This is a genomic window from Streptomyces sp. Rer75, assembly GCF_013414305.1.
Taxonomy (GTDB): Bacteria; Actinomycetota; Actinomycetes; order Streptomycetales; family Streptomycetaceae; genus Streptomyces; species Streptomyces himastatinicus.
The window spans coordinates 2,542,107-2,562,826 of sequence record NZ_CP058693.1 but is presented as its reverse complement, the minus strand read 5'-3'; the positions used below and the strand labels follow the sequence as shown (position 1 = coordinate 2,562,826).

16 protein-coding genes and 2 pseudogenes are annotated in these 20,720 nt (G+C 72.3%); 10 read left to right on the top strand and 8 right to left on the bottom strand.

Going from position 1 to position 20,720, the window contains the following annotated elements; translation table 11 throughout:
• Positions 1 to 26: 26 nt before the first annotated feature.
• From HYQ63_RS10565 to HYQ63_RS10530, 8 genes and pseudogenes are all read left to right on the top strand, one after another.
• Positions 27 to 1,259 carry a Gfo/Idh/MocA family protein gene (locus HYQ63_RS10565; RefSeq protein ID WP_179933590.1) on the top strand — a complete coding sequence of 411 codons (1,233 nt, stop codon included), beginning with the start codon at positions 27 to 29 and terminating at the stop codon, positions 1,257 to 1,259.
• The gene (locus HYQ63_RS10560; protein WP_179933589.1) at positions 1,256 to 2,077 is read left to right on the top strand and encodes a PmoA family protein; all 822 of its coding nucleotides are present in this window, start codon (positions 1,256 to 1,258) and stop codon (positions 2,075 to 2,077) included. The genes HYQ63_RS10565 and HYQ63_RS10560 overlap by 4 nt, the downstream gene beginning before the upstream one ends.
• Positions 2,074 to 3,609 carry a glycoside hydrolase 43 family protein gene (locus HYQ63_RS10555; protein ID WP_179933588.1) on the top strand — a complete coding sequence of 512 codons (1,536 nt, stop codon included), beginning with the start codon at positions 2,074 to 2,076 and terminating at the stop codon, positions 3,607 to 3,609. The genes HYQ63_RS10560 and HYQ63_RS10555 overlap by 4 nt, the downstream gene beginning before the upstream one ends.
• Before the next feature lie 389 nt (positions 3,610 to 3,998).
• Positions 3,999 to 4,937: pseudogene (locus HYQ63_RS10550) on the top strand (pectinesterase family protein); the annotation flags it as partial.
• Positions 4,934 to 6,265 (top strand): sugar ABC transporter substrate-binding protein, encoded by a 1,332-nt coding sequence (locus tag HYQ63_RS10545; RefSeq protein ID WP_179933586.1) that lies wholly within the window; start codon positions 4,934 to 4,936, stop codon positions 6,263 to 6,265. The pseudogene HYQ63_RS10550 and the gene HYQ63_RS10545, both read left to right, overlap by 4 nt.
• Positions 6,266 to 6,347: 82 nt before the next feature.
• The gene (locus HYQ63_RS10540) at positions 6,348 to 7,175 is read left to right on the top strand and encodes a rhamnogalacturonan acetylesterase (RefSeq protein ID WP_179933585.1); all 828 of its coding nucleotides are present in this window, start codon (positions 6,348 to 6,350) and stop codon (positions 7,173 to 7,175) included.
• A 42-nt stretch (positions 7,176 to 7,217) separates the two neighbouring features.
• Positions 7,218 to 8,522 (top strand): polysaccharide lyase family 1 protein, encoded by a 1,305-nt coding sequence (locus tag HYQ63_RS10535; RefSeq protein WP_179933584.1) that lies wholly within the window; start codon positions 7,218 to 7,220, stop codon positions 8,520 to 8,522.
• 304 nt (positions 8,523 to 8,826) lie between these two features.
• Entirely contained in the window at positions 8,827 to 10,047 is a 1,221-nt protein-coding gene (locus HYQ63_RS10530) for a right-handed parallel beta-helix repeat-containing protein (RefSeq protein ID WP_179933583.1), read from the top strand.
• A gap of 113 nt (positions 10,048 to 10,160) precedes the next feature.
• Here the strand turns inward: HYQ63_RS10530 and HYQ63_RS10525 are convergent, their stop codons facing one another.
• The 5 genes from HYQ63_RS10525 to HYQ63_RS10505 all read right to left on the bottom strand — a co-directional run bounded on the left by HYQ63_RS10525 (position 10,161) and on the right by HYQ63_RS10505 (position 15,092).
• Complete coding sequence (locus HYQ63_RS10525) at positions 10,161 to 11,141, bottom strand: aldo/keto reductase (protein ID WP_179933582.1); 981 nt, start codon at positions 11,139 to 11,141, stop codon at positions 10,161 to 10,163.
• Positions 11,142 to 11,221: 80 nt separating this feature from the next.
• Entirely contained in the window at positions 11,222 to 11,890 is a 669-nt protein-coding gene (locus tag HYQ63_RS10520) for a response regulator transcription factor (protein ID WP_179933581.1), read from the bottom strand.
• Positions 11,887 to 13,161: a histidine kinase gene (locus tag HYQ63_RS10515; protein WP_257231786.1), complete on the bottom strand. Its 1,275-nt coding sequence runs from the start codon at positions 13,159 to 13,161 to the stop codon at positions 11,887 to 11,889. The genes HYQ63_RS10520 and HYQ63_RS10515 overlap by 4 nt, the downstream gene beginning before the upstream one ends.
• Positions 13,158 to 14,177 (bottom strand): hypothetical protein, encoded by a 1,020-nt coding sequence (locus HYQ63_RS10510; protein WP_179933580.1) that lies wholly within the window; start codon positions 14,175 to 14,177, stop codon positions 13,158 to 13,160. The genes HYQ63_RS10515 and HYQ63_RS10510 overlap by 4 nt, the downstream gene beginning before the upstream one ends.
• A 144-nt stretch (positions 14,178 to 14,321) precedes the next feature.
• The gene (locus tag HYQ63_RS10505) at positions 14,322 to 15,092 is read right to left on the bottom strand and encodes an IclR family transcriptional regulator (RefSeq protein ID WP_009718909.1); all 771 of its coding nucleotides are present in this window, start codon (positions 15,090 to 15,092) and stop codon (positions 14,322 to 14,324) included.
• Between the two features lie 131 nt (positions 15,093 to 15,223).
• Here HYQ63_RS10505 and HYQ63_RS10500 point away from each other — a divergent pair, with 131 nt between their 5' ends.
• Together HYQ63_RS10500 and HYQ63_RS10495 are read left to right on the top strand one after the other, a co-directional pair.
• Positions 15,224 to 16,759, top strand: coding sequence for an aldehyde dehydrogenase (NADP(+)) (locus HYQ63_RS10500; protein ID WP_257231785.1), 1,536 nt, complete (start codon positions 15,224 to 15,226; stop codon positions 16,757 to 16,759).
• 196 nt (positions 16,760 to 16,955) lie between these two features.
• A complete protein-coding gene (locus tag HYQ63_RS10495) occupies positions 16,956 to 18,008 on the top strand; it encodes an aminotransferase class V-fold PLP-dependent enzyme (protein ID WP_179933578.1) in 1,053 nt (350 codons plus the stop codon).
• Positions 18,009 to 18,084: 76 nt separating this feature from the next.
• Here the strand turns inward: HYQ63_RS10495 and thpD are convergent, their stop codons facing one another.
• The 3 genes and pseudogenes from thpD to ectB form a co-directional block, all read right to left on the bottom strand.
• Entirely contained in the window at positions 18,085 to 18,972 is an 888-nt protein-coding gene (gene thpD, locus HYQ63_RS10490; protein WP_179933577.1) for an ectoine hydroxylase, read from the bottom strand.
• Positions 18,973 to 18,976: 4 nt separating this feature from the next.
• A complete protein-coding gene (locus HYQ63_RS10485) occupies positions 18,977 to 19,381 on the bottom strand; it encodes an ectoine synthase (RefSeq protein ID WP_179933576.1) in 405 nt (134 codons plus the stop codon).
• Positions 19,382 to 19,421: 40 nt separating this feature from the next.
• Positions 19,422 to 20,647, bottom strand: a pseudogene (gene ectB / locus HYQ63_RS10480) (diaminobutyrate--2-oxoglutarate transaminase).
• Between the last annotated feature and the right edge of the window lie 73 nt (positions 20,648 to 20,720).

Below are 20,720 nucleotides of genomic sequence, written 5' to 3'. Positions count from 1 at the left end.
CAGTACGCGGACAAGGAGGTCCGACCATGCGCACGACGCACCCCCCAGGGCCTGGGGCTGCCGAGGGATACACACCCATACCCATCGTCCTCGCGGGCGCGCGGGGACACGGCCGCTGGCACCTGGAGAACATCCGGCGGCTGGCGGGGGAGGGGCTGGTGCGGCTCGCCGGGGTGTGCGAACTCCGGCCGCTCGACGCCGAGGAGCTGGGGGACGGCTTCGGCGAACCCGGGTCCGGGTCCGAGCCCGTGCAGTCCGGCGACCTCGGTGCGCTGGTGGCCCGTACCGGCGCCCGGATCGCCGTCATCTGCACCCCGATCCACACCCACGCCGACCTCGCCCTCACCGCCGCCGCGCAGGGTGCGCACCTGCTCCTGGAGAAGCCGCCCACGCCCTCCTACGCCGAGTTCACCCGGCTGAGCGATGGGCTCGCGGACCTCGAGGCCGCCTGCCAGATCGGCTTCCAATCCCTCGGCTCCCACGCCCTGCCCGCCATCCGGAAGCTCATCGCCGACGGCGCCATCGGGGCCGTACGGGGCATCGGCGCCGCCGGGGCGTGGTCGCGCGACGAGACGTACTACACCCGCGCGCCCTGGGCCGGGCACCGCACCCTGGACGGCCGCGATGTCATCGACGGCGTCCTCACCAACCCCCTCGCCCACGCCGTCGCCACCGCCCTGCGCATCGACGGCGCCGACCGCGCCGACGACGTCACCGCCCTGGAACTGGAGTTGTACCGGGCCAACGACATCGAGGCCGACGACACCTCCTGCCTGCGCATCCGGACCCGCTGGGGCACCACGATCACCGCCGCCGTCACCCTGTGCGCGGAAGAGCCCGGCGAGCCGTACGTCGTCGTCCACGGCGACCGGGGCCGCATCACCTTCTGGTACAAGCAGGACCGGGTCCGGGTCGAGCGCGCGGGAGCGCCCCCCGAGACCACCCACTACGCGCGCACCGACCTGCTGGAGAACCTGGCGGTCCACGTGCGCGACGGCACCGAACTGCTCGTCCCACCGGACCGCACCGGCGCGTTCATGCGCGTCGTCGAGGCGGTCCGCACCGCCCCCGCACCGGTCCCGCTGCCCCCCGACGCCTGGCGCACCGAACCCGGTGCGGCGGGCGCGTCGGCGGGCGCGAAGCGGCGCGTCGTCACCGGCATCGACCAGCTGGTCACCGCCGGGGCCGAGCGCCTCGCTCTGTACTCCGAACTGCGCGCCCCCTGGGCCGCACCCCCCGCGGAGGTCCCGCACCCATGAACCCCACCTTCACCAACCGTCCCCCCTGCACCGTGCTGCGCCACGAGAACCGGCCCGTCGGTACGTACGTCCACCGGCCGCAGCTCGCCGGGACGCTCGCCCCCCGCCCGTACCTGCACCCGGTGCGGACCCTCGGCGGCATCACCGTCACCGATGTGCGCACCGCCGACCACCCCGCCCAGCTGGGCGTGTCCATGGCCGTACCGGACGTCGCCGGGCGGAACTTCGGGGGCGGCCCGAGCCCCGTCACCACCTACGGCAGCCAGCGCCACCTGGGCTGGCTGCTGCGCGACCCGGACGGATTCGTGGAGGAGCTGTCCTGGACCGCGGGCGGACGGCAACTGCTGCTGGAACGGCGCACGGTCGCGGTGCGGCCGCTGTCGGCGGGGTGCTGGGCGCTGGACTTCACCACGGCGCTCACCAATGTGACCGGGCAGGACATTTCAGGGTCCGGCGGAGGCTTCTTCTGGAGCGCGCCACGTCGCCCGCAGCCGCCGCGGGTCTTCAGCGCGGGCGGCGACGAGGGCGAGGCCGCCGTGCACGGGCGGCCCGCGGACTGGGTGGCGCTGGCCGCCGAGGACTGGACGCTGGTCTTCGCCGGGGCGACCGGCGACACCCGGTCCGCCCCCTGGCACGTCCGCACCGGTGAGCACCCCGGCGTCGGCTCGGCCCTCGCCACCCGCGAACGGCCGCTGACCATCGCCCCCGCCGACACCGTGACCCGGCGCATCGTCACCGCGGTCGCGGACGGCTGCCTGGAGCGGGACGAGGCGGCGCGGATCGCGGGACAGCTGTCGGACAAGGGGGCCGCCGTATGAGCGGACCTGTCTGGCGTGCCGATCTCGGCGACGGTACGTACCGCAACCCCATCCTCAACGCCGACTGGTCCGACCCCGACGTCGTCCGCGTCGGCGACGACTACTACCTCACCGCCTCCAGCTTCGGACGCGCCCCCGGACTGCCCATCCTGCACTCCCGGGACCTCGTCAACTGGAGCATCCTCGGGCATGCGGTGGAACGGCTCGAACCCGCCGACGCCTTCGCCCTCCCGCGCCACGACTGCGGCGTCTGGGCGCCCAGCATCCGCCACCACGACGGCCGCTTCTGGATCTTCTGGGGCGACCCGGACGCGGGCGTTTACCAGATCAACGCCCGCGATCCGCACGGGCCGTGGAGCGCCCCGCACCTGATCAAGCCGGGCAAGGGCCTGATCGACCCCTGCCCGCTGTGGGACGAACACGGCAACGCCTACCTCGTCCACGCCTGGGCCAAGTCCCGCTCCGGCGTCAACAACCGGCTCACCGGACACCGCATGAGCCCGGACGGGCGGGAACTCCTCGACGAGGGCCGCGTCATCGTGGACGGGGACACCATCCCCGGGTGGTTCACCCTCGAAGGCCCCAAGCTCCACCGGCGCGACGGCTGGTTCTGGATCCTCGCCCCGGCCGGTGGCGTCGAGACCGGCTGGCAGGGCGCCTTCCGCTCGCGGGACTTCTTCGGCCCGTACGAGGAACGGACGATCCTCGCCCAGGGCCGCACCGACGTCAACGGCCCGCACCAGGGCGCCTGGGTCACCACCCCGGCCGGTGAGGACTGGTTCCTGCACTTCCAGCAGCGCGGCGCGTACGGGCGCGTGGTGCACCTCCAGCCGATGGAATGGGACGACGCGGGCTGGCCGGTGGTCGGCGACGACGGCGAGCCGGTGGCCTGGTACCGCAAGCCGAAGGGGCCCGCCGCCGAGCCGTGCGCCCCCGCCGTGGACGACGACTTCCCCGACGGCCGGTACGGCCCCCAGTGGTCCTGGACCGCCAACCCGGCGGCGGGCTGGACGACCGCCCACGACGGCCCCGGCCTCTGGCTCACCTGCCACCGCCACGACGCGGCGGACGACCTGCGCAGACTCCCCAACGCCCTGGTGCAACGGCTCCCCGCCGAGTCCCTGACGGCGACCGTCGACCTGGCGCTCCACAGCGAAGTGGTGGGCGCCAAGGCGGGGTTGGCGGTGCTGGGCGACGCGTTCGGCTGGATCGGCCTGGAGCGGGCTGCGGACGGCGTCCGCCTGGTCCACCGCTTCGCCAGCGTCACCACCGAGCGCGAACGCGACGCGGAACACCCCCGCCCGGCCCCCGCCGCCCGGGCCCGCCTCCGCATCGAGGTCACCCCGGGCGCCCGCTGCCGCTTCTCCGCCGACACCGGCGACGGCTTCCGCCCCTCGGGCCCGGTCTTCGCCGCCACGCCGTGGCGCTGGGTGGGCGCCCTGCTGTCCCTGTTCGCCACGGCCCCGCCGGGCGAGGGCGCGGCGGGCCACGCGGACTTCAGGGGCTTCCACGCGACGAAGGGACCCGAGTGATGGCCCTTTCCCCAACCCCGCCCCTCCCCGAAACCGGGAGCTGCGCCCCGGCCCCCACCCCGGACGGCGCCGGGGCTGCGCCCCTGGCCTCTGCCCGGGCGGCGGCATGGTGCCCGGGTTGTGGGCAGGCGTTCCGCGGGGCGGAACGGGTGGGCACAACCCGGCCCGCGCTTGGCCACGCACCCTGGCCAGGATGGCGCTCACCCTGGCGGCCACCGGCCCGCAGGGGCCCGTCCCGCGGGTGGCACTCGGGCCGCAGGCGGCCACGCGGCGCTGCCGCGATGGCGCTTGGGCTGGTGGTCGCCGGGGTGCTCGTCGTTCTCGGGGGCGCGCCCAGCGCCAGCGCAACCGCACACCGGCAAACCCTGCGCGTCGCCGCCGACGGCTCCGGCGACTTCCGTACCGTCCAGGCCGCCATCGACGCCGTACCGTCCGGCAACGACAAGCCCATCACCCTCGCCATCGCCCCCGGCACCTACCGCGAACAGGTCCGCATCCCGGCCGACAAGCCCCACCTCACCCTCCTCGGCACCGGCCGGCACCGCGCGGACACGACCATCGTCCACGACACCCCCGCCGAGTACGGCGGGTCCACCGGCAGTGCCACCGTCCTCATCGCGGCGAGCGATGTCACGGCCCGCCGTCTCACCTTCGTCAACGACTTCGACGAGGCGGCCCACGACCTGAAGGGCGAGCAGGCGCTGGCCATGAAGACGACCGGTGACCGGATCGTCTTCCGGGACACGGCGTTCAAGGGCAATCAGGACACCCTGATGACGGACAGCCCGAAGCTGACGACGAACAGCCGGGTGTACATCCGGGACGCGTACATCGAGGGCGACGTCGACTTCATCTACGGCCGTGCCACCACCGTCATCGAGCGCTCCACCATCAAGGCACTCACCCGCGGCAGCGCCACCAACAACGGCTACATCACCGCCGCGAGCACCTGGAAGGACAACCCCTACGGCTTCCTGATCACCCGCAGTCGCATCGTCAGCGACGCGCCCGATCAGACCTTCCACCTCGGGCGGCCGTGGCACCCCGGCGGGGAGCCGGACGCGATCGCCCAGGTGCTCATCCGCGACACGTACCTCCCCGCTGCGGTCAAGTCCGCCCCCTGGACGGACATGAGCGGATTCCCGTGGCAGGAGGCCCGCTTCACCGAGTACCGCAACACCGGACCGGGCGCGGCAGGGCCGGAGGGCCCCGCCGCGACACGGCCGCAGATGAACGAGGCCGACGCCGCGGACCACGAGGTCGCCGACTACCTCGCCGGGACGGATGGCTGGGCACCTCAACACCACACCAGGAGATGCGCTTCATGAGCAGAGCAAGAGCCACCCGCACCGCCGCGGCCGTCGCCGCCGTCCTCAGCCTCGCGCTCACCGCCACCGCATGCGGCGACGATGGGTCGTCCACCGGGGAGGAGGGGTCGGGCAAGGGCACCATCACGTTCTGGGACAACAACGGCGGTCCCCGGACGAAGGTCTGGAAGAAGATCATCGCCGAGTTCGAGGCCAAGAACCCTGACATCAAGGTCAAGTACGTTCCGATTCCGATCACGAACGTGCAGTCGAAGTACGACACCGCCATCCAGAGCGGCGGCGACAGCCTCCCCGACGTCGGCGGCGTCGGCACCGCGTACCTGGCGAACCTCGCCGCCCAGGGCGCCCTGGACCCGGTCACCGACCGGATCGAGGACAGCCCCCTCAAGGGCAAGCTGATCAAGAACATGGTGGACAGCGTCCGCGCGGCGGGCGGGGACGAGAAGGAGCTGTTCTCCGTCCCGACCTCGGCCAACCAGGGCACCCTCTGGTACCGCACCGACCTGTTCAAGTCGGCGCAACTGCCCGCCCCGACGACCTGGGACGCCTTCTACAAGGCCGCCGAGGAGCTGACCGACAAGGGCAAGAACAAGTTCGGCTTCACCCTGCGCGGCGGCGCGGGCTCGATCGCCCAGGCGCTGGACATGATGTACGCCCAGTCGGGGATCTCCTCCTTCTGGGACGGCGACAAGACGACGCTCAACGACCCCAAGAACGTCGAGGCGCTGGAGAAGTACGTCGCCCTCTTCAAGAAGGTCACCCCGTCCGCCGACCTGAACAACGACTTCGCCAAGATGGTCGCCCAGTTCGACCAGGGCGACATCGGCATGCTCCAGCACAACCTCGGCAGTTACGTCGACCACCTGAAGCAGCTCGGCAAGGACAAGATCGCGGGCATACCGCTGCCGCCGTCCGAGGACGGGTCGGCCCGCACGATCGTCTCCAACCCGGTCGACGGCCTCGGCCTCTTCAAGGCGAGCAAGAACAAGGCCGCCGCCTGGAAGTTCATCGAGTTCGCGGCCTCCCCGGAGATGAACAGCCTCTGGAACGAGGACGTCGGCGCGATCCCCGCCAACGTCGGCGCCGCCGACGACGCCTGGATCAGCAAGGCCCCGCCGACCAAGGCCGCGCTGGAGTCGCTGAACGACCCGCAGACGAAGGTCGTCCAGCTGCCGTACTACCTCCCGGACTGGAACAACATCAGCAAGGCCGACAACGAGCCCAGCTTCCAGAAGGTGCTGCTCGGCCAGATGACCGCCAAGGCCTTCTGCGACAAGGTCGCGGACGAGCTGAACACGGCCCAGGCCGACTGGAAGAAGCACCAGTAGGGCTCCTGATCCGGCGTACGGGGCGGCCGCACCGCACCGGTGGCCGCCCCGTACGCCCCTTACGGAAGGCTTTCGCTCCGCCATGGCCCTGACCCGAAGACACGCCGCCGCGTCCCTCGCCGCGCTGCCCCTCGCCGCGCTGCCCCTCGCCCTCGCCGCCCCCGGCACGGCAGCCGCCGCGACAGCCCGCCGCCGCACCACCGTCTACCTCGCGGGCGACTCCACCGCCGCCACCAAGCAGCCCACCGCCGCGCCCGAGGCCGGCTGGGGCATGGCCCTGCCGTTCTTCCTGGCCGACGACCGCTTCACGGTCGCCAACCACGCCGTCAACGGCCGCAGTTCCAAGAGCTTCTACGACGAGGGGCGGCTCGCCCCCATCCTGGCCGCCCTCCGCCCCGGCGACCTCCTCCTCGTCCAGTTCGGCCACAACGACGAGAAGATCGAGGACCCGGCGCGCGGCACCGATCCGCAGACCACGTATCCGCAGTATCTGCGGCTCTACCTCGACGGCGCGCGCGAGCGCGGCGCGCACCCCGTGCTGCTGACCTCCGTGGAGCGCCGCACGTTCGACGCGGCGGGCAACGCCCAGCCCACGCACGGCGCGTACCCCGACGCCGTACGCCACCTCGCCCGCGCCGAGCGGGTGCCGCTCCTCGACATCCAGGCATCCAGCATCGCGCTGTGGCAGCGCCTCGGGCCCGAGGCCACCCAGGACTACTTCAACTGGCTGGAGCCGGGGGAGTCGCCCAACTACCCGGCCGGGCTCCAGGACAACACCCACTTCCAGCCGCACGGCGCGATCGAGGTGGCCCGGCTCGTCGCGCGCGAGCTGGCGGCCCGGCGGGTGCTGCGGCCGCACGACCTGCGGCGGCTCAACGCCGCGATCCCGGACAGCTGGATCACCTGGTAGTTCACCTCTCACCTCCCCCTTTCCTTGTTCTCAGGAGCCGTCATGTTCAGACGTCATGCCCGCGTGGCCGCCGTGCTCGGCTGCGCCGCCCTCGCCCTCGGCGTGGCCCAGGGCCCGTCGGCCGCCGCCGCCCAGGAGGCCGGGGGCGCCCGGGGCGCCCTCCCGGCCGGTGACGGCTGGGCCTCCGCCGACGGCGGCACGACCGGCGGCGCCAAGGCCGACAAGGCGCACACCTTCACGGTCACCAACCGGGCCGAGCTGGTGAAGGCCCTCGGCGACGGCGACGCGACCCCGAGGCTGATCCGCGTCAAGGGAACGATCGACGCCAACACCGACGACGCCGGAAAGCCGCTCTCCTGCGCCGACTACGCGACCGACGGCTACTCCCTGGACGCGTACCTGACGGCCTACGACCCCGCCACCTGGGGCAAGGCCGCGCCGTCCGGCCCCCAGGAGGACGCCCGCGCCGCGTCCGCCGCCCGGCAGTACGAGCGCGTCGAGCTGAAGGTGGGCTCCAACACGACCATCCTCGGCGTCGGCCGGAACGCCAGGCTGCTGGGGGCCAGCCTCCAGATCCGGGGCGTGGACAACGTCATCGTCCGCAACGTCACCTTCGAGGACGCCTTCGACTGCTTCCCCGCCTGGGACCCCACCGACGGCGACGACGGCAACTGGAACTCCGAGTACGACAACCTGGTGGTGTACGGCTCCACCCACGTCTGGGTCGACCACAACACGTTCACCGACGGCCGCCGCCCCGACAGCGCCCAGCCCAGCTACTTCGGCCGCCTCTACCAGCAGCACGACGGGGAGCTGGACGTGGTGCGCGGCGCCGACCTCGTCACCGCCTCCTGGAACGTGTTCGCCGACCACGACAAGACGCTGATGATCGGCAACAGCGACAGCGCGGGCGCCACGGACCGCGGCAAGCTCCGCGTCACGCTCCATCACAACCTCTTCAAGAACATCGTGGAGCGCGCGCCGCGGGTGCGGTTCGGCAAGGTCGACGCGTACAACAACCACTTCGTGGCGCCCCGAAGCGGCTACGCGTACAGCTGGGGCATCGGCGTCGAGTCCCAGCTCTACGCCGAGGCCAACGCCTTCACGGTGCCCGCCTCCGTCGACCCGGCGACGATCATCAAGAAGTGGAAGGGCACGGCGCTGACCGCGAAGAACAACCACCTCGGCGGCAAGGCGGCCGACCTCCTCGCCCTCCACAACGCGGGCGTCCCCGACGAGCAACTGGGCGGCGACGCGGGCTGGACCCCGACGCTGCGCACGCGCGTCGACGCACCGCGCGCGGTGCCGGGCATCGTCGGCAAGGACGCGGGCGCGGGCCGCTTCTGACGTCCGGTCGGCCCCATGAGCGGGGGAGGCCGGGCGTCAACTGGCCCCGCCCGGCCTTCCCTTCCGCCGTCTTCCGACGTTTTCTGCTGTCGCGACGTGTTGGTCAACTTCAATTGGACTGCCGGGCAATGCTGGTCGCAGAATGATCAAGAGTCGCCATGCTCTATCGCTGGACGATCGCGATTCCGTAATCTGAGAATCCTCGATACGGCGGCAACCTAATCTGGATCGGCGGCAACTACGCCATGGAGCGGGTCGTCCAGGATCCCACGGCCCGCTCTCTCGACGCAGAACAGGAGTTGCCATGAGAGTGAGGCGAAGCCGCGGCCGCCACCGCCGTCGCAAGGACCGCACGCTGCCGCTCGGCAGCGCGGTGATCGTGGCATCGGCCGTAGCCGGGGTGTACCTGACCGCCTCCCCCGATGGCGCGAGCGCCGTCCCCACCACCGTCTACGTGGCGCCCGGCGGCAGCGACAGCCAGACGGGCACGCTGGCATCTCCGTACCGCACGCTGGAGAGGGCCTTCGCCGTGGCGAAGCCCGGTACCACCATCGAGGTGCGCGGCGGTACGTACTACCCGTCCCGGACCCTGCGCAGCTCCGTGAGCGGCACCGCCGGGGACCGCGTCCATCTGCGGCCGTACCAGGGCGAGAAGGTCAGGGTCGACGGCTCCCGGCTCCGCGACGGCGCCTCCCTGCTCTCCCTCAGCGCCGACTACTGGACCGTCTCCGGCCTCGAACTGCGCAACGCCCCCGGCGGCGGCCTCGTCTGCACCTCCTGCTCGCGCGGCGTCTTCAACAACCTCACCACGCACGGCAACGGCGACACCGGGTTCACCCTCCGCGGCGACAACACCGACGGCAACCTCATCCGGAACCTGGACTCCTACGGCAACCACGACGACGCCACCGGCGGCAAGAGAGCCGATGGCATCGCGATCACCCATGGCTCCGGCTCCGGCAACGTGATCACCGGCTCCCGCCTCTTCGACAACAGCGACGACGGCCTCGACCTGTGGATGTGGGCGAGCCCCGTCTCCATCGACCACTCCTGGGCCTGGGGCAACGGCATCAACCGCTGGGGCATCCCTGACTTCGAGGGCGACGGCAGCGGATTCCAGCTCGGTGCCGACACCGGCTCCGCCCCCACCCCCGCCCATGTCGTCCGGGCGTCCGCCGCCTGGAAGAACTCCAAGAGCGGCTTCGCCGCCGGCGGCAACACGGGCGCCCTCCGGCTGCTGCGCACCACCGCCTACGCCAACGAGGGCCAGGGCTACTCCTTCCCCGACTCCCGCGTCCTGCTCCAGCAGAACCTCGCCGTCGCCAACGGCCGCGGCCAGGCCGACACCGGCGAGTCCGCGGTCTCCCGCGGCAACAACTGGAAGCCGGACGCCTCGATCACCCCGCCCTTCGTGACCACCGACCCGGGCACGGCCTACGAGGCCCGACGCCAGGACGGCTCGCTGCCCGTGACCAGCTTCCTCGTCGTCGCAGGCGCGACGGAGGTCGGCTCGACCATGAACTGACCGGCGGGCGGCGGGTGTTTCCCCACCCCGCCCCTTCCCGAACCATGGGCTCCGCCCCTGGACCCCGCCCGGCCCCGCGAACAGGCCGGGCCGCCAGGTGTGCTGGTCAGGGGCTACTGGTGGCCCATGATGGGGCGGGGGCGGTACGGGGACTCCAGGCGGGTTGTCTCTTCCTCCGTGAGGGGCAGGTCCACCGCCGCCACCGCGTCCTCCAGGTGGGACAGCTTCGTGGCGCCGACGATCGGCGCGGTCACGGCGGGGCGGCTCAGCAGCCAGGCCAGGGCGACCTGGGCGGGGGAGACGCCGCGCTCCCCGGCGACCTCGCGCACCGCGTCGACGATGTCGAAGTCGGCGTCCGCGTACCACCGCTCGACCAGGGGGTCGTTGGCGGCGCGGGTGGTGGGGCCGGTGCGGTCGCGGTCGCGGGTTCCGGCCAGCAGGCCGCGGGCGAGCGGGCTCCACGGGATGACGCCGACGCCCTGGTCGAGGCAGAGCGGGTTCATCTCCCGCTCCTCCTCCCGGTACAGCAGGTTGTAGTGGTTCTGCATGGAGACGAACCGTGTCCAGCCGTGGGTGTCGGCGGTGTGCTGGGCCTTCGCGAACTGCCACGCGTACATCGAGGACGCGCCGATGTAGCGGGCCTTCCCGGCGCGCACCACGTCGTGCAGCGCCTCCATCGTCTCCTCGATCGGCGTCTCGTGGTCGTAGCGGTGGATCTGGTACAGGTCCACGTGGTCGGTGCCCAGCCGCCGCAGCGAGGCGTCGATCCCGGCCAGGATGTGCTTGCGGGACAGGCCCCGGTCGTTGGGGCCCGGGCCCATCGGGTTGTAGACCTTGGTGGCCAGCACGTAGTCGTCGCGGTGCGGGAAGCACTCGGCCAGCAGCTCGCCGGTGATCTCCTCGCTGCGGCCGACCGCGTACATGTCGGCGGTGTCGAAGAACGTCACCCCGCTCTCCACCGCCCGCCGCACGATCGGCCGGGACGCGTCGATGTCCAGCTGCCACGCCCGGTACGAGGGGTCGCCGTAGCTCATCATGCCCAGGCAGATCCGCGACACCTTGATCCCCGAGGTGCCCAGTCGTGCGTACTCCATGGCGGTCTCCTCTCACGGCATTGGCCATGGCTTTGGCCGGTCACAGGAGACCACCCCGGGAGGCGGATGTCAGCCCTGTCTCAGCCCGGAGTGACGAAACCGCACTCGTATGCCGCGATCACCGCCTGGGTGCGGTCCCGGACGCCGAGCTTGCCGAGGACCGCGGCGACATGGGTCTTGACGGTTGCCGGGCCGACCGTGAGCCGGGTGGCGATCTCGGCGTTCGACAGCCCGGCGGCCATCAGCCGCAGCACGTCGGCTTCCCGCTCGGAGAGCCGGTCACGCAGGGCGCGGGCCGCGTGGCGGTCGCCCGCCGCGGCGTGTTCGGCGGCCAGGGCGCGTACGGCGGCCGGGAACAGCAGCGAGTCGCTGCGCGCCACCAGCCGCACCGCCTGCACGAGGTCGTCCGCGCGGGCCCGTTTGAGCAGGAAGCCGCTGGCTCCGGCGCGCAGCGCGTCGTACACGTACGCGTCGTTCTCGAAGGTGGTCACCACGATGATGCGCGGCGGCTCCGGCACGGTCCGCAGGATCTGCTCGGTGGCGCGGATGCCGTCGATGTCCGGCATCCGGACGTCCATCAGCACGATGTCCGGGCGCAGTTCGCGGACCAGCGGGACGGCCTCGGCGCCGCTGCCCGCCTCGCCCACCACCTCCAGGTCCGGTTCGCAGGACAGGATCGCGCGCAGCGCGGTGCGGACCATCCGCTCGTCGTCGGCCAGCACGATGCGCAGGGGCGGCGGCGCGGTCACCGGGCGGCCCCCAGGGGGAGCCGGACCGTCAGCCGCCACCGGCCGTCCACGGTGTCCCAGGCGCAGCTGCCGCGCAGCAGCGCCGCGCGCTCGGCGATGCCGCGCAGGCCGCGGCCGCCGCCGGTGCGGCGGGCGCGGGCGGCGGCCCCGCTCACCGGGTTCTCCACGCGGATCTCCAACTCGCTGCCGCATCTGGTCATCCGCACCCGCACCGGCACCGGTCCGGCGTGGCGCAGGGCGTTGCTCAGCCCCTCCTGCACGATGCGGTACGCCTCGCGGGAGACGACCGGCGGCAGACCGCCCGGTGGGGGCCCGTCGAGGTCGACGGTGACGCCCGCGGCGCGGGTACGGGCCAGCAGCCCGTCCAGGTCGGCGAGGGTGGGGGAGGGCGCGGCCGGGCCCGTCCCGGCCCCCTCGGACTCCTCGCGCAACAGGCCCAGCACGCTGTCGAGTTCGGCCACGGCCCCGCGCGTCGTCTCCTCGATCGCCTCCAGTGCCTCCCGGGCGAAGCCCGGATCGGCGTCCAGGACCCTGCGGGCGGCGCTCGCCTGGAGCGTCACCGCGCTGAGCGCGTGCCCGACGGAGTCGTGCAGCTCGCGGGCGAGGCGGTTGCGGGAGGCGAGCCGGGCGGCCCGCTCCTCGGCGGCGGCCAGCCGGTCGGCGGGGGCGGGCCCGAGGAGCGCGGGCGCACAGCGGGCCAGCAGCGCCCCGGCGCCCAGGGCGACCACGGCCACCCCCGCCAGCAGCAGCGCCCCGGCGGCGGGCGCCAGCACGGCGCGGCCCCCGTCGAAGGCGCCCGGCCAGCCCAGGTCCGCCCCGTACGAGGTCCCCGCCACTGGCAGCGCCATCAGCAGCACCGCGGCGGGCGGCACGGCGAGGGTGACCCCGCTGACCACCCCGCCGACCGCCAGGTGCAGCGCGTACCAGAGGGCGGTGCGCTGGCGGGCGTCCCAGGACGCGGCGGGCCCGGCGGCGAGTTCGGCGGACTCCGGCAGCCCGCACAGCGCCCGCGCGGCCGTGGCCTCCAGCGGGCGTACGAGGGGGAAGAGCGCGGTCAGCGCGGCGAGCGGGAGGGCCGCGGCGAAGGCGAGCAGCTGCCAGGGGAGGGAGGTGAGGAGGTCGTCGCTGCGGACCACCGACCCGAGGATGACCGTGGTGAGGAGGAAGTACGGCATCAACAGCGCGCCGCCGAGCACCAGATGGACCCAGCGCAGCAGGGCTCGTCGCCCGAGGACCGCGCGGGTCCACCGTCGCCAGGGGATGGTGGTCACAGGGGCCGCAGCTCCAGCGTGCGCGGGGAAACCGGGGCTCCGGACGCCTGCGCGCTCCGCTCGCCGAAGAAGTACGCGCCGGCCGTGAGGACCAGCAAGCCCACGATCATCTGCACAGCGTAGGTCATGGTCATCACCGCGCTCGGCGCCTTGGCACTGTCCCCCGAGGTCAGACCGGTCAGCATGAGCCAGCCGCCCCAGCAGGCCAGCGCCCCCGACCCGATCCAGGCCAGGCCCAGCGGGACGCCGAGCCGGAGGCGGTGGCCGGAGCGGAAGGCGAGCGTCAGCGCACCGGCGACGGTGGCGAGCGCGAAGACGACGTACATCGCCTCCAGGACGTAGAAGTCGCTCGTCCGCTCCGCGGCCCGCGCCGCGGACAGCCCGGCCGTCGAACCGCCCGCCCACAGCGCATGGGTCGCGGCGGGCAGCACGGCGAGCACCGTGGCGACCACGGCGGTGAGGCGCTGGGCGCCGCGGGTGGGGCTGTCGACCGGCAGATCGGCGATCCGGCCGCGCCACAGATGGCCCCACCGGTCACGGGCGTACAGCACGAAGAGGGCGCCGAGGGCGAGGCCCTGCACGATGAACCCGCCGTAGACGAGGCCGAAGACCCAGTCGGCGAGGAACCGGCTGTCGTCGTCGGCCGTGCCCACCCCGGTGCCGCGGCCGAGCGCCTTGATGATCAGCTGGGCAGGGAAGCCGGTCATGATCGGCGCGAGCAGCCCGCAGGCGCACCACACGGGCAGCGCCAGCAGCCAGGCCGGGACCCGCCTGCCCCAGGGGCGGGTGAGGAGGAGGGCGAGGACGACGACGGCGGCGTCCATGAGGACGGAGAGCCCGTTGAAGGCGAGCATGACGGGGCGTTCCTCGGGGCGGCGCAGATCGCTTCCCTCGGGGATGCCGACGTAACTCCCCGCGATCCAGGCGACCTTGAGGGCGATGTAGGGGAGGCAGGCGAGGATGGCGACGGCGCGCAGCGCCCGGCGGGGAGCGGTGGTGGCGTGGGGCTGTGTCATGTACACCAGCCTTGCGGAGCCTCCGGCTCCGCACCTCGCCCTGTCCGACGATCCGCCTCCGCCGTGCGGCGGAGGCCGCCGTCCTCCCCGTCCTCCCCACGACCCTGAGAGCCGCCGTCCTCCCCGCGACCCGCGGTCTTCGGATCAGAGGCGGCGCGTGGCGAGCGTGAGGCGGTCGCGGGCGTCGAACAGCGCGTCCTTGATCATCTGCTCATGGGCCCCGGTCAGCCGGGCCACCGGCACCGAGCAGCTGATGGCGTCCCGGGACGGGGTGCGGTAGGGGATGGCGATGCCGAAGCAGCGCAGGCCCAGGGTGTTCTCCTCGCGGTCCACCGCGTACCCCTGCTCGCGGATCAGGTGCAGCTCCTCGATCAGCTTCTCGCGGTCGGTGATCGTGTGCTCGGTGAGCGGGCTCAGCGTCTCCGGCAGCAGCTTGCGCACCTGCTCGTCGGTGTACGTGGCCAGCAGCGCCTTGCCCAGCGAGGTGGAGTGGGCCGGGAGGCGGCGGCCGACGCGGGTGAAGGGGCGCAGGTAGTGCTGCGACTGGCGGGTGGCGAGGTAGACCACGTTGGTGCCGTCGAGCCGCGCGAGGTGGATGGTCTCGGTGGTGTCGTCCGAGAGCCGGTCCAGGGTGGGCCGGGCCGCGGCCACGACCTCGTCGCCGTCGATGTAGGACGTGCCGACGAGCAGCGCCCGCACCCCGATGCCGTACCGGGTGCCGGTCGCGTCCGTCTCCACCCAGCCCAGCTCGACCAGGGTGCGCAGCAGCATGTACAGGCTCGACTTGGGGTAGCCCACGGCCTCCTGCACGGAGGCCAGGCTGTGCATCCCGGGCCGTCCGGCGAAGAACTCCAGCAGTTCGACCGTGCGGACCGCCGATTTGACCTGGGCCCCGCCCGTCTCGGCAGCTGTCATCGCCTTGACCCCTCTGTTCGACCAGCCATAGAGTCCCGATGGAATTCATCAACCGGGACAGCGTTCAACATATCGAACAACAGTCGATGTGCGAGACGCAAGCAGCGGTAACACAGCAGGAGGAATCCGCGGTGTCAGCACCAGTGTGGAGCGTCGACCCCCGAACCGGAAAGCAGCGCGAGCAGGTAGCGGTCGAAGCCACGGCGGAGGAGGTCGACAAGGTGGTGCGGGCGGCCGACGCCGCGCGCGGCGCCCTGGCCGACCGTACGGTGCGCGCCGCCTTCCTGCGCACCGCCGCCGATCTGCTCGACGAGGCCCGTGACACGCTGGTCGAGGCCGCCGACGCCGAGACCGCGCTCGGCCCGGCCCGGCTCACCGGCGAGCTGGCCCGCACCAGCTACCAGCTCCGCTCCTTCGCGACGATCGTGGACGAGGGCGCCTTCCTCGACGTCCACGTCGACCACGCCGACGCCACCCAGACCCCGCCGTGGCCCGATCTGCGCCGCTACAAGCTGCCGCTCGGCGTCGTCGCCGTCTACGCCGCCAGCAACTTCCCGCTGGCCTTCTCCGTACCCGGCGGCGACACCGCCAGCGCCCTCGCCGCGGGCTGCCCGGTCGTCGTCAAGGCCCACCCCGACCACCCCGCGACCTCCGAGGTGGCCGCCTCCGCGCTGCGCCGGGCCGCCGAGCGGGTCGGGCTGCCCGCCGACGTGATCTCCGTGGTGCACGGCTTCGACGCGGGCCTCGAACTCATCAAGCACCCGCTGATCGCCGCCGCGGGCTTCACCGGCTCGATCCGCGGCGGCCGCGCCCTGTACGACGCCGCGGCCGCCCGGCCGGTGCCGATCCCCTTCCACGGCGAACTGGGCAGCCTCAACCCGGTCGTGGTCACCGAGGCCGCCGCCGCCGAGCGCGGCGAGCAGATCGGCTCCGGGCTCAGCGGCTCGATGACGCTGGGCGTGGGCCAGTTCTGCACCAAGCCCGGCTTCGTGCTGGCGCCCGCGGGCGCCGCCGGGGACGCGCTGGTCAAGTCGCTCACCGAGGCCGTCAGCAACACCGACGCCGGGGTGCTGCTCGACCACCGCATGCGGGACAACTTCGTGGCCGGGGTCAAGGAGCGCGCCGAGCTGGCGGACGTCGAGGCCCCGGTGACCCCCGGCTCCGGCGGCGAGCACAGCGTCAGCCCCGGCTTCCTCACCGTCCCGGCCCGGCGCCTCGCCGAGCAGGGCCCGCACGATGTGCTGCTGGAGGAGTGCTTCGGCCCGGTGACCGTCGTCGCCCGGTACGAGAACGACGCCGAGATCTCCGCCGTCCTCGGCCGCCTCCAGGGCAACCTGACCGCCACCGTCCAGATCTCCGCCGCCGAGGCCGAGGGCACCGAGGGCCGGGCCGGTGAGCTGATCGCCGAGCTGACCCCGCTCGCGGGCCGGGTCCTGGTCAACGGCTGGCCGACCGGTGTCGCCGTCGCCCCCGCCCAGCATCACGGCGGCCCGTACCCGGCGACGACCTCCACCTCCACCTCGGTCGGCGGCACCGCGGTCGAGCGCTGGCTGCGGCCGGTCAGCTACCAGGACACCCCGCCCGCGCTGCTCCCGCCGGAGCTGCGCGACGACAACCCGCTCGGGCTGCCCCGCCGGGTGAACGGCATCCGGGAACAGCAGGGCTGACACCCCCGGTGACGGCACGGCCGTCGGGCGCGCGGACCTGACCCGCCCGCCCGGCGGCCGTCTCGCGTTCCGGGCGTGCCGCGTTCCGGTAGCGGGAATCAGCGCAGGTCAGTGGGGATGCGTAAGCATCCGTGGCGGGGACCCTACAGAGATGTGCGATGGACGCCGGGGTGGGCCCGTCTCATAGTGGATGGACATGGAGAGCCTGGCGGGCGCCGAGTTCGCGCCACAGACGACGTATCTCAACACCGCCTCCAGCGGTCTGATCCCCGCACGCTCCGTCGCCGCCATGAAGGCGGCCCTCGACGACGCGGCCGCCGGGGGCCCGTACGCCGACGTGGCCTTCGAGGCGGTCGAGGAGACCCGCGCCGCCTACGCCCGGCTGGTCGGCGTACCGGCACGGCGCGTCGCGGCGGGCGCCTCGGTCGCCGTATACGCCGGACTGATCGCCACCTCGCTGCCGTCCGGCGCCGAAGTCCTCACCGCCGAGGGCGACTTCAGCTCCCTGGTCAACCCGTTCGCCGTACGCCGCGACCTCACGCTCCGCATCGCGCCGCTGGAGGAGCTGGCGGAGGCGGTACGGCCGGACACCGCGCTCGTCGCGGTGAGCGCCGTCCAGTCGGCGGACGGCCGGATCGCCGACCTCGACGCGATCCGGGACGCCGCCAGGGCACACGGAGCGCGCACCCTGGTGGACTTCAGTCAGGCCGCCGGATGGCTGCCGGTGAGCGCGGCGGACGCCGACTTCACCGTGTCCATCGGCTTCAAGTGGCTGCTGTGTCCGCGCGGCACCGCCTTCCTCACCGTGCCCGAGGACCTGGGCGGTCTGACCCCGGTCTTCGCGGGCTGGGTCGCGGGGGAGAAGCCGTGGGACAGCTGCTACGGGCCGGTGGCCGAATTGGCCCGTTCGGCGCGGCGCTACGACGAGAGCCCGAGCCTGTTCTCGTACGTCGCGGCCCGGCACTCGCTCGCCCTGCTCCATGAGCTGGGCACCGAGGCCGTCCGCGCCCACGACCGCGCGCTCGCCGACCGCTTCCGCGCCGGGATCACCGCCCTGGGGCACTCCTGCCTGCCCGCCCCGGGGTCGGCGATCGTCTCCGTACCGGGGCTCGGCGAGGCCGCGCCCCGGCTGGCCAAGGCGGACGTACAGGTCTCGGCGCGGGCCGGGAACCTGCGCGCCGCCTTCCACCTCTACAACACGCCCGCCGACGTGGACCGCCTGCTGGAAGCACTGGGGGACGGTGCGTAGCGGACAGCGCGGATGGCCAGGGGGAGGGCGTGTGCCGCCCTCCCCCTGGCCACCCACGGTCAACGGGACCTGTGGTTCACCGCACCGGCGTGAAGTCCCGCGCCCCGATGAATTCCGGCCGCCGCACGGGCGCCGCGAACGGCTCCACCGCCGTGTTCTCCACGCTGTTGAACACGATGAAGACGTTGCTGCGCGAGTAGGGCGTGATGTTGTCGCCCGAGCCGTGCATGCAGTTGCAGTCGAACCAGGTCGCCGAACCGGGCTTGCCGGTGAACAGCTTGATGCCGTGCTTGTCGGCGAAGCCGCTGAGCGCCTCGTCGGACGGAATCCCGGCGTCCTGCATCTGGAGGGACTTCTTGTAGTTGTCCTTCGGTGTCTGGCCCGCGCAGCCGAGGAACGTGCGGTGCGACCCCGGCATGATCATGAGGCCGCCGTTGGTGTCGTAGTTCTCGGTCAGGGCGAGCGAGAGCGACACGGTCCGCATGTTCGGCAGCCCGTCCTCGGCGTGCCAGGTCTCGAAGTCCGAGTGCCAGTAGAAGCCCGAGGCCCCGAAACCCGGCTTGACGTTGATCCGGCTCTGGTGGACGTAGACGTCCGAACCGAGGATCTGCCGTGCGCGACCCACCACACGCGGGTCGCGCACCAGGTTGGCGAAGACCTCGCTGATCCGGTGCACCTCGAACACCGACCGTACGTCCTGCGACTTCGGCTCGATGATCGAGCGCTCGTCGGCGCGCACGTCCGGGTCGACGATCAGCCGGTCCAGCTCGGCGCGGTAGACCGCGACCTCGTCCGGAGTGATGAGCTGATCGATCGCCAGAAAGCCATCGCGATCGAAATCGCTCAGCTCGGACGCTTGCAGAGGACCCTCGGCCCCGGGCTCGGACCACACGACGGGGTCCACGCGGGGCGTGGCCACCTCGATAGGGCCGCGGGTCGGGTACAGGTCAGTGACCGTGGTCATCGGATCATGCCTCCTCGGTCTCGGTGATCAGGGGGTATACCCCGTTCTCATCATGGTCCTCCCGTCCGGTGATCGGCGGGTTGAAGACACAAACGCACCGAAAGTCCTTTTTGATGCGCATCGTGTGCTTCTCGTGTCCGTCCAGCAGGTACATGGTGCCGGGCGTGATGATGTGCTTCTCGCCGTTCTCGTCGTTGGTGAGCTCGGCCTCGCCCTCGACGCAGAGGACCGCCTCGATGTGGTTGGCGTACCACATCGAGGTCTCGGTGCCCGCGTAGAGCGTGGTCTCGTGCAGCGAGAAGCCGACCCGCTCCCGCGCGAGCACGATGCGCTTGCTCTCCCACGTACCCGACTTGGCCTTTACATGCCTTTCGGTGCCCTCGATGTCCTTGAAGGATCGGACGATCACGGTGAGTCGCTACCTTTCTGCTGTTCCGTTACTTGATGTTTCAAGCGGTCTCGCGGACCGCCCGGGCGAGGATCCGCAGACCCTCGTCCAGCTCTTCGGGCGTCATCGTCAGCGCCGGCAGCAGCTTGACGACCTCGCTCTCCGGGCCGGAGGTCTCGACCAGCAGGCCGAGCTCGAAGGCGCGCTTGCAGACGGCCGAGGCGCGCGGCTTGTCCTCGAACTCCATGCCCCAGACCAGGCCACGGCCGCGGTAGGAGATTCCGGACTGCTCCTCGCAGATGGCGCGGAGCCCCTGCTCGACCTGCTCACCGCGGGCCAGGGTCTGCTTCTCCATCTGGCCGTCGGCCCAGTAGGTGTCCAGGGTCGCGGCGGCGGTCACGAACGCGGGGTTGTTGCCACGGAACGTTCCGTTGTGCTCACCAGGCTCCCAGATGTCCAGCTCCGGCTTGAAGAGGGTGAGCGCCAGCGGCAGGCCGTAACCGCTGATCGACTTGGACACCGTGACGATGTCCGGGGTGATGCCCGCCTCCTCGAAGGAGAAGAAGGCACCGGTGCGGCCGCAGCCCATCTGGATGTCGTCGACGATCAGCAGCATGTCCTGGCGTTCGCACAGGTCGGCCAGCGCGCGCAGCCACTCGGCGCGGGCGACGTTGATGCCGCCCTCGCCCTGCACGGTCTCGACGATCACGGCGGCGGGCTTGTTGAGGCCGGAACCCTGGTCCTCGAGCAGCCGTGCCGTGGACCAGCGGATACCGGCGCGTGGACCAGCGGGATACCGGCGCCGGCCCGCTTGAAGGCGTTGCCGGTGACGGCGAGCGAGCCGAGCGACATGCCGTGGAAGGCGTTGGTGAACGAGACGATCGACTCGCGCCCCTTGACCTTACGGGCGAGCTTCAGCGCGGCCTCGACCGCGTTGGTGCCCGTCGGGCCCGGGAACATGACCTTGTACGGCAGGTCACGCGGGCGCAGGATGTTGTTCTGGAACGACTCCAGGAACGCGCGCTTGGCCGTGGTCGACATGTCGAGACCGTGCGTGACGCCGTCACGCTCGATGTAGTCGATCAGCGCCCGTTTCAGTACCGGGTTGTTGTGGCCGTAGTTGAGTGACCCGGCTCCGGCGAAGAAGTCGAGGTAGGTGTGGCCGTCCTCGTCGTACATGTGGCTGCCCTGCGCGCGGTCGAAGACGGCAGGCCAACCGCGGCAGTAGCTGCGCACCTCCGACTCCAGGGCCTCGAAGACGCTCAGGGCGGGCGGGGTGATGGTCACAGCATTCTCCTGAGAGATGAGTGCGAGGGGTGAGGGGGTGAGGGCGTGCGCCCTCGGGGTGTACGGGGGGTCG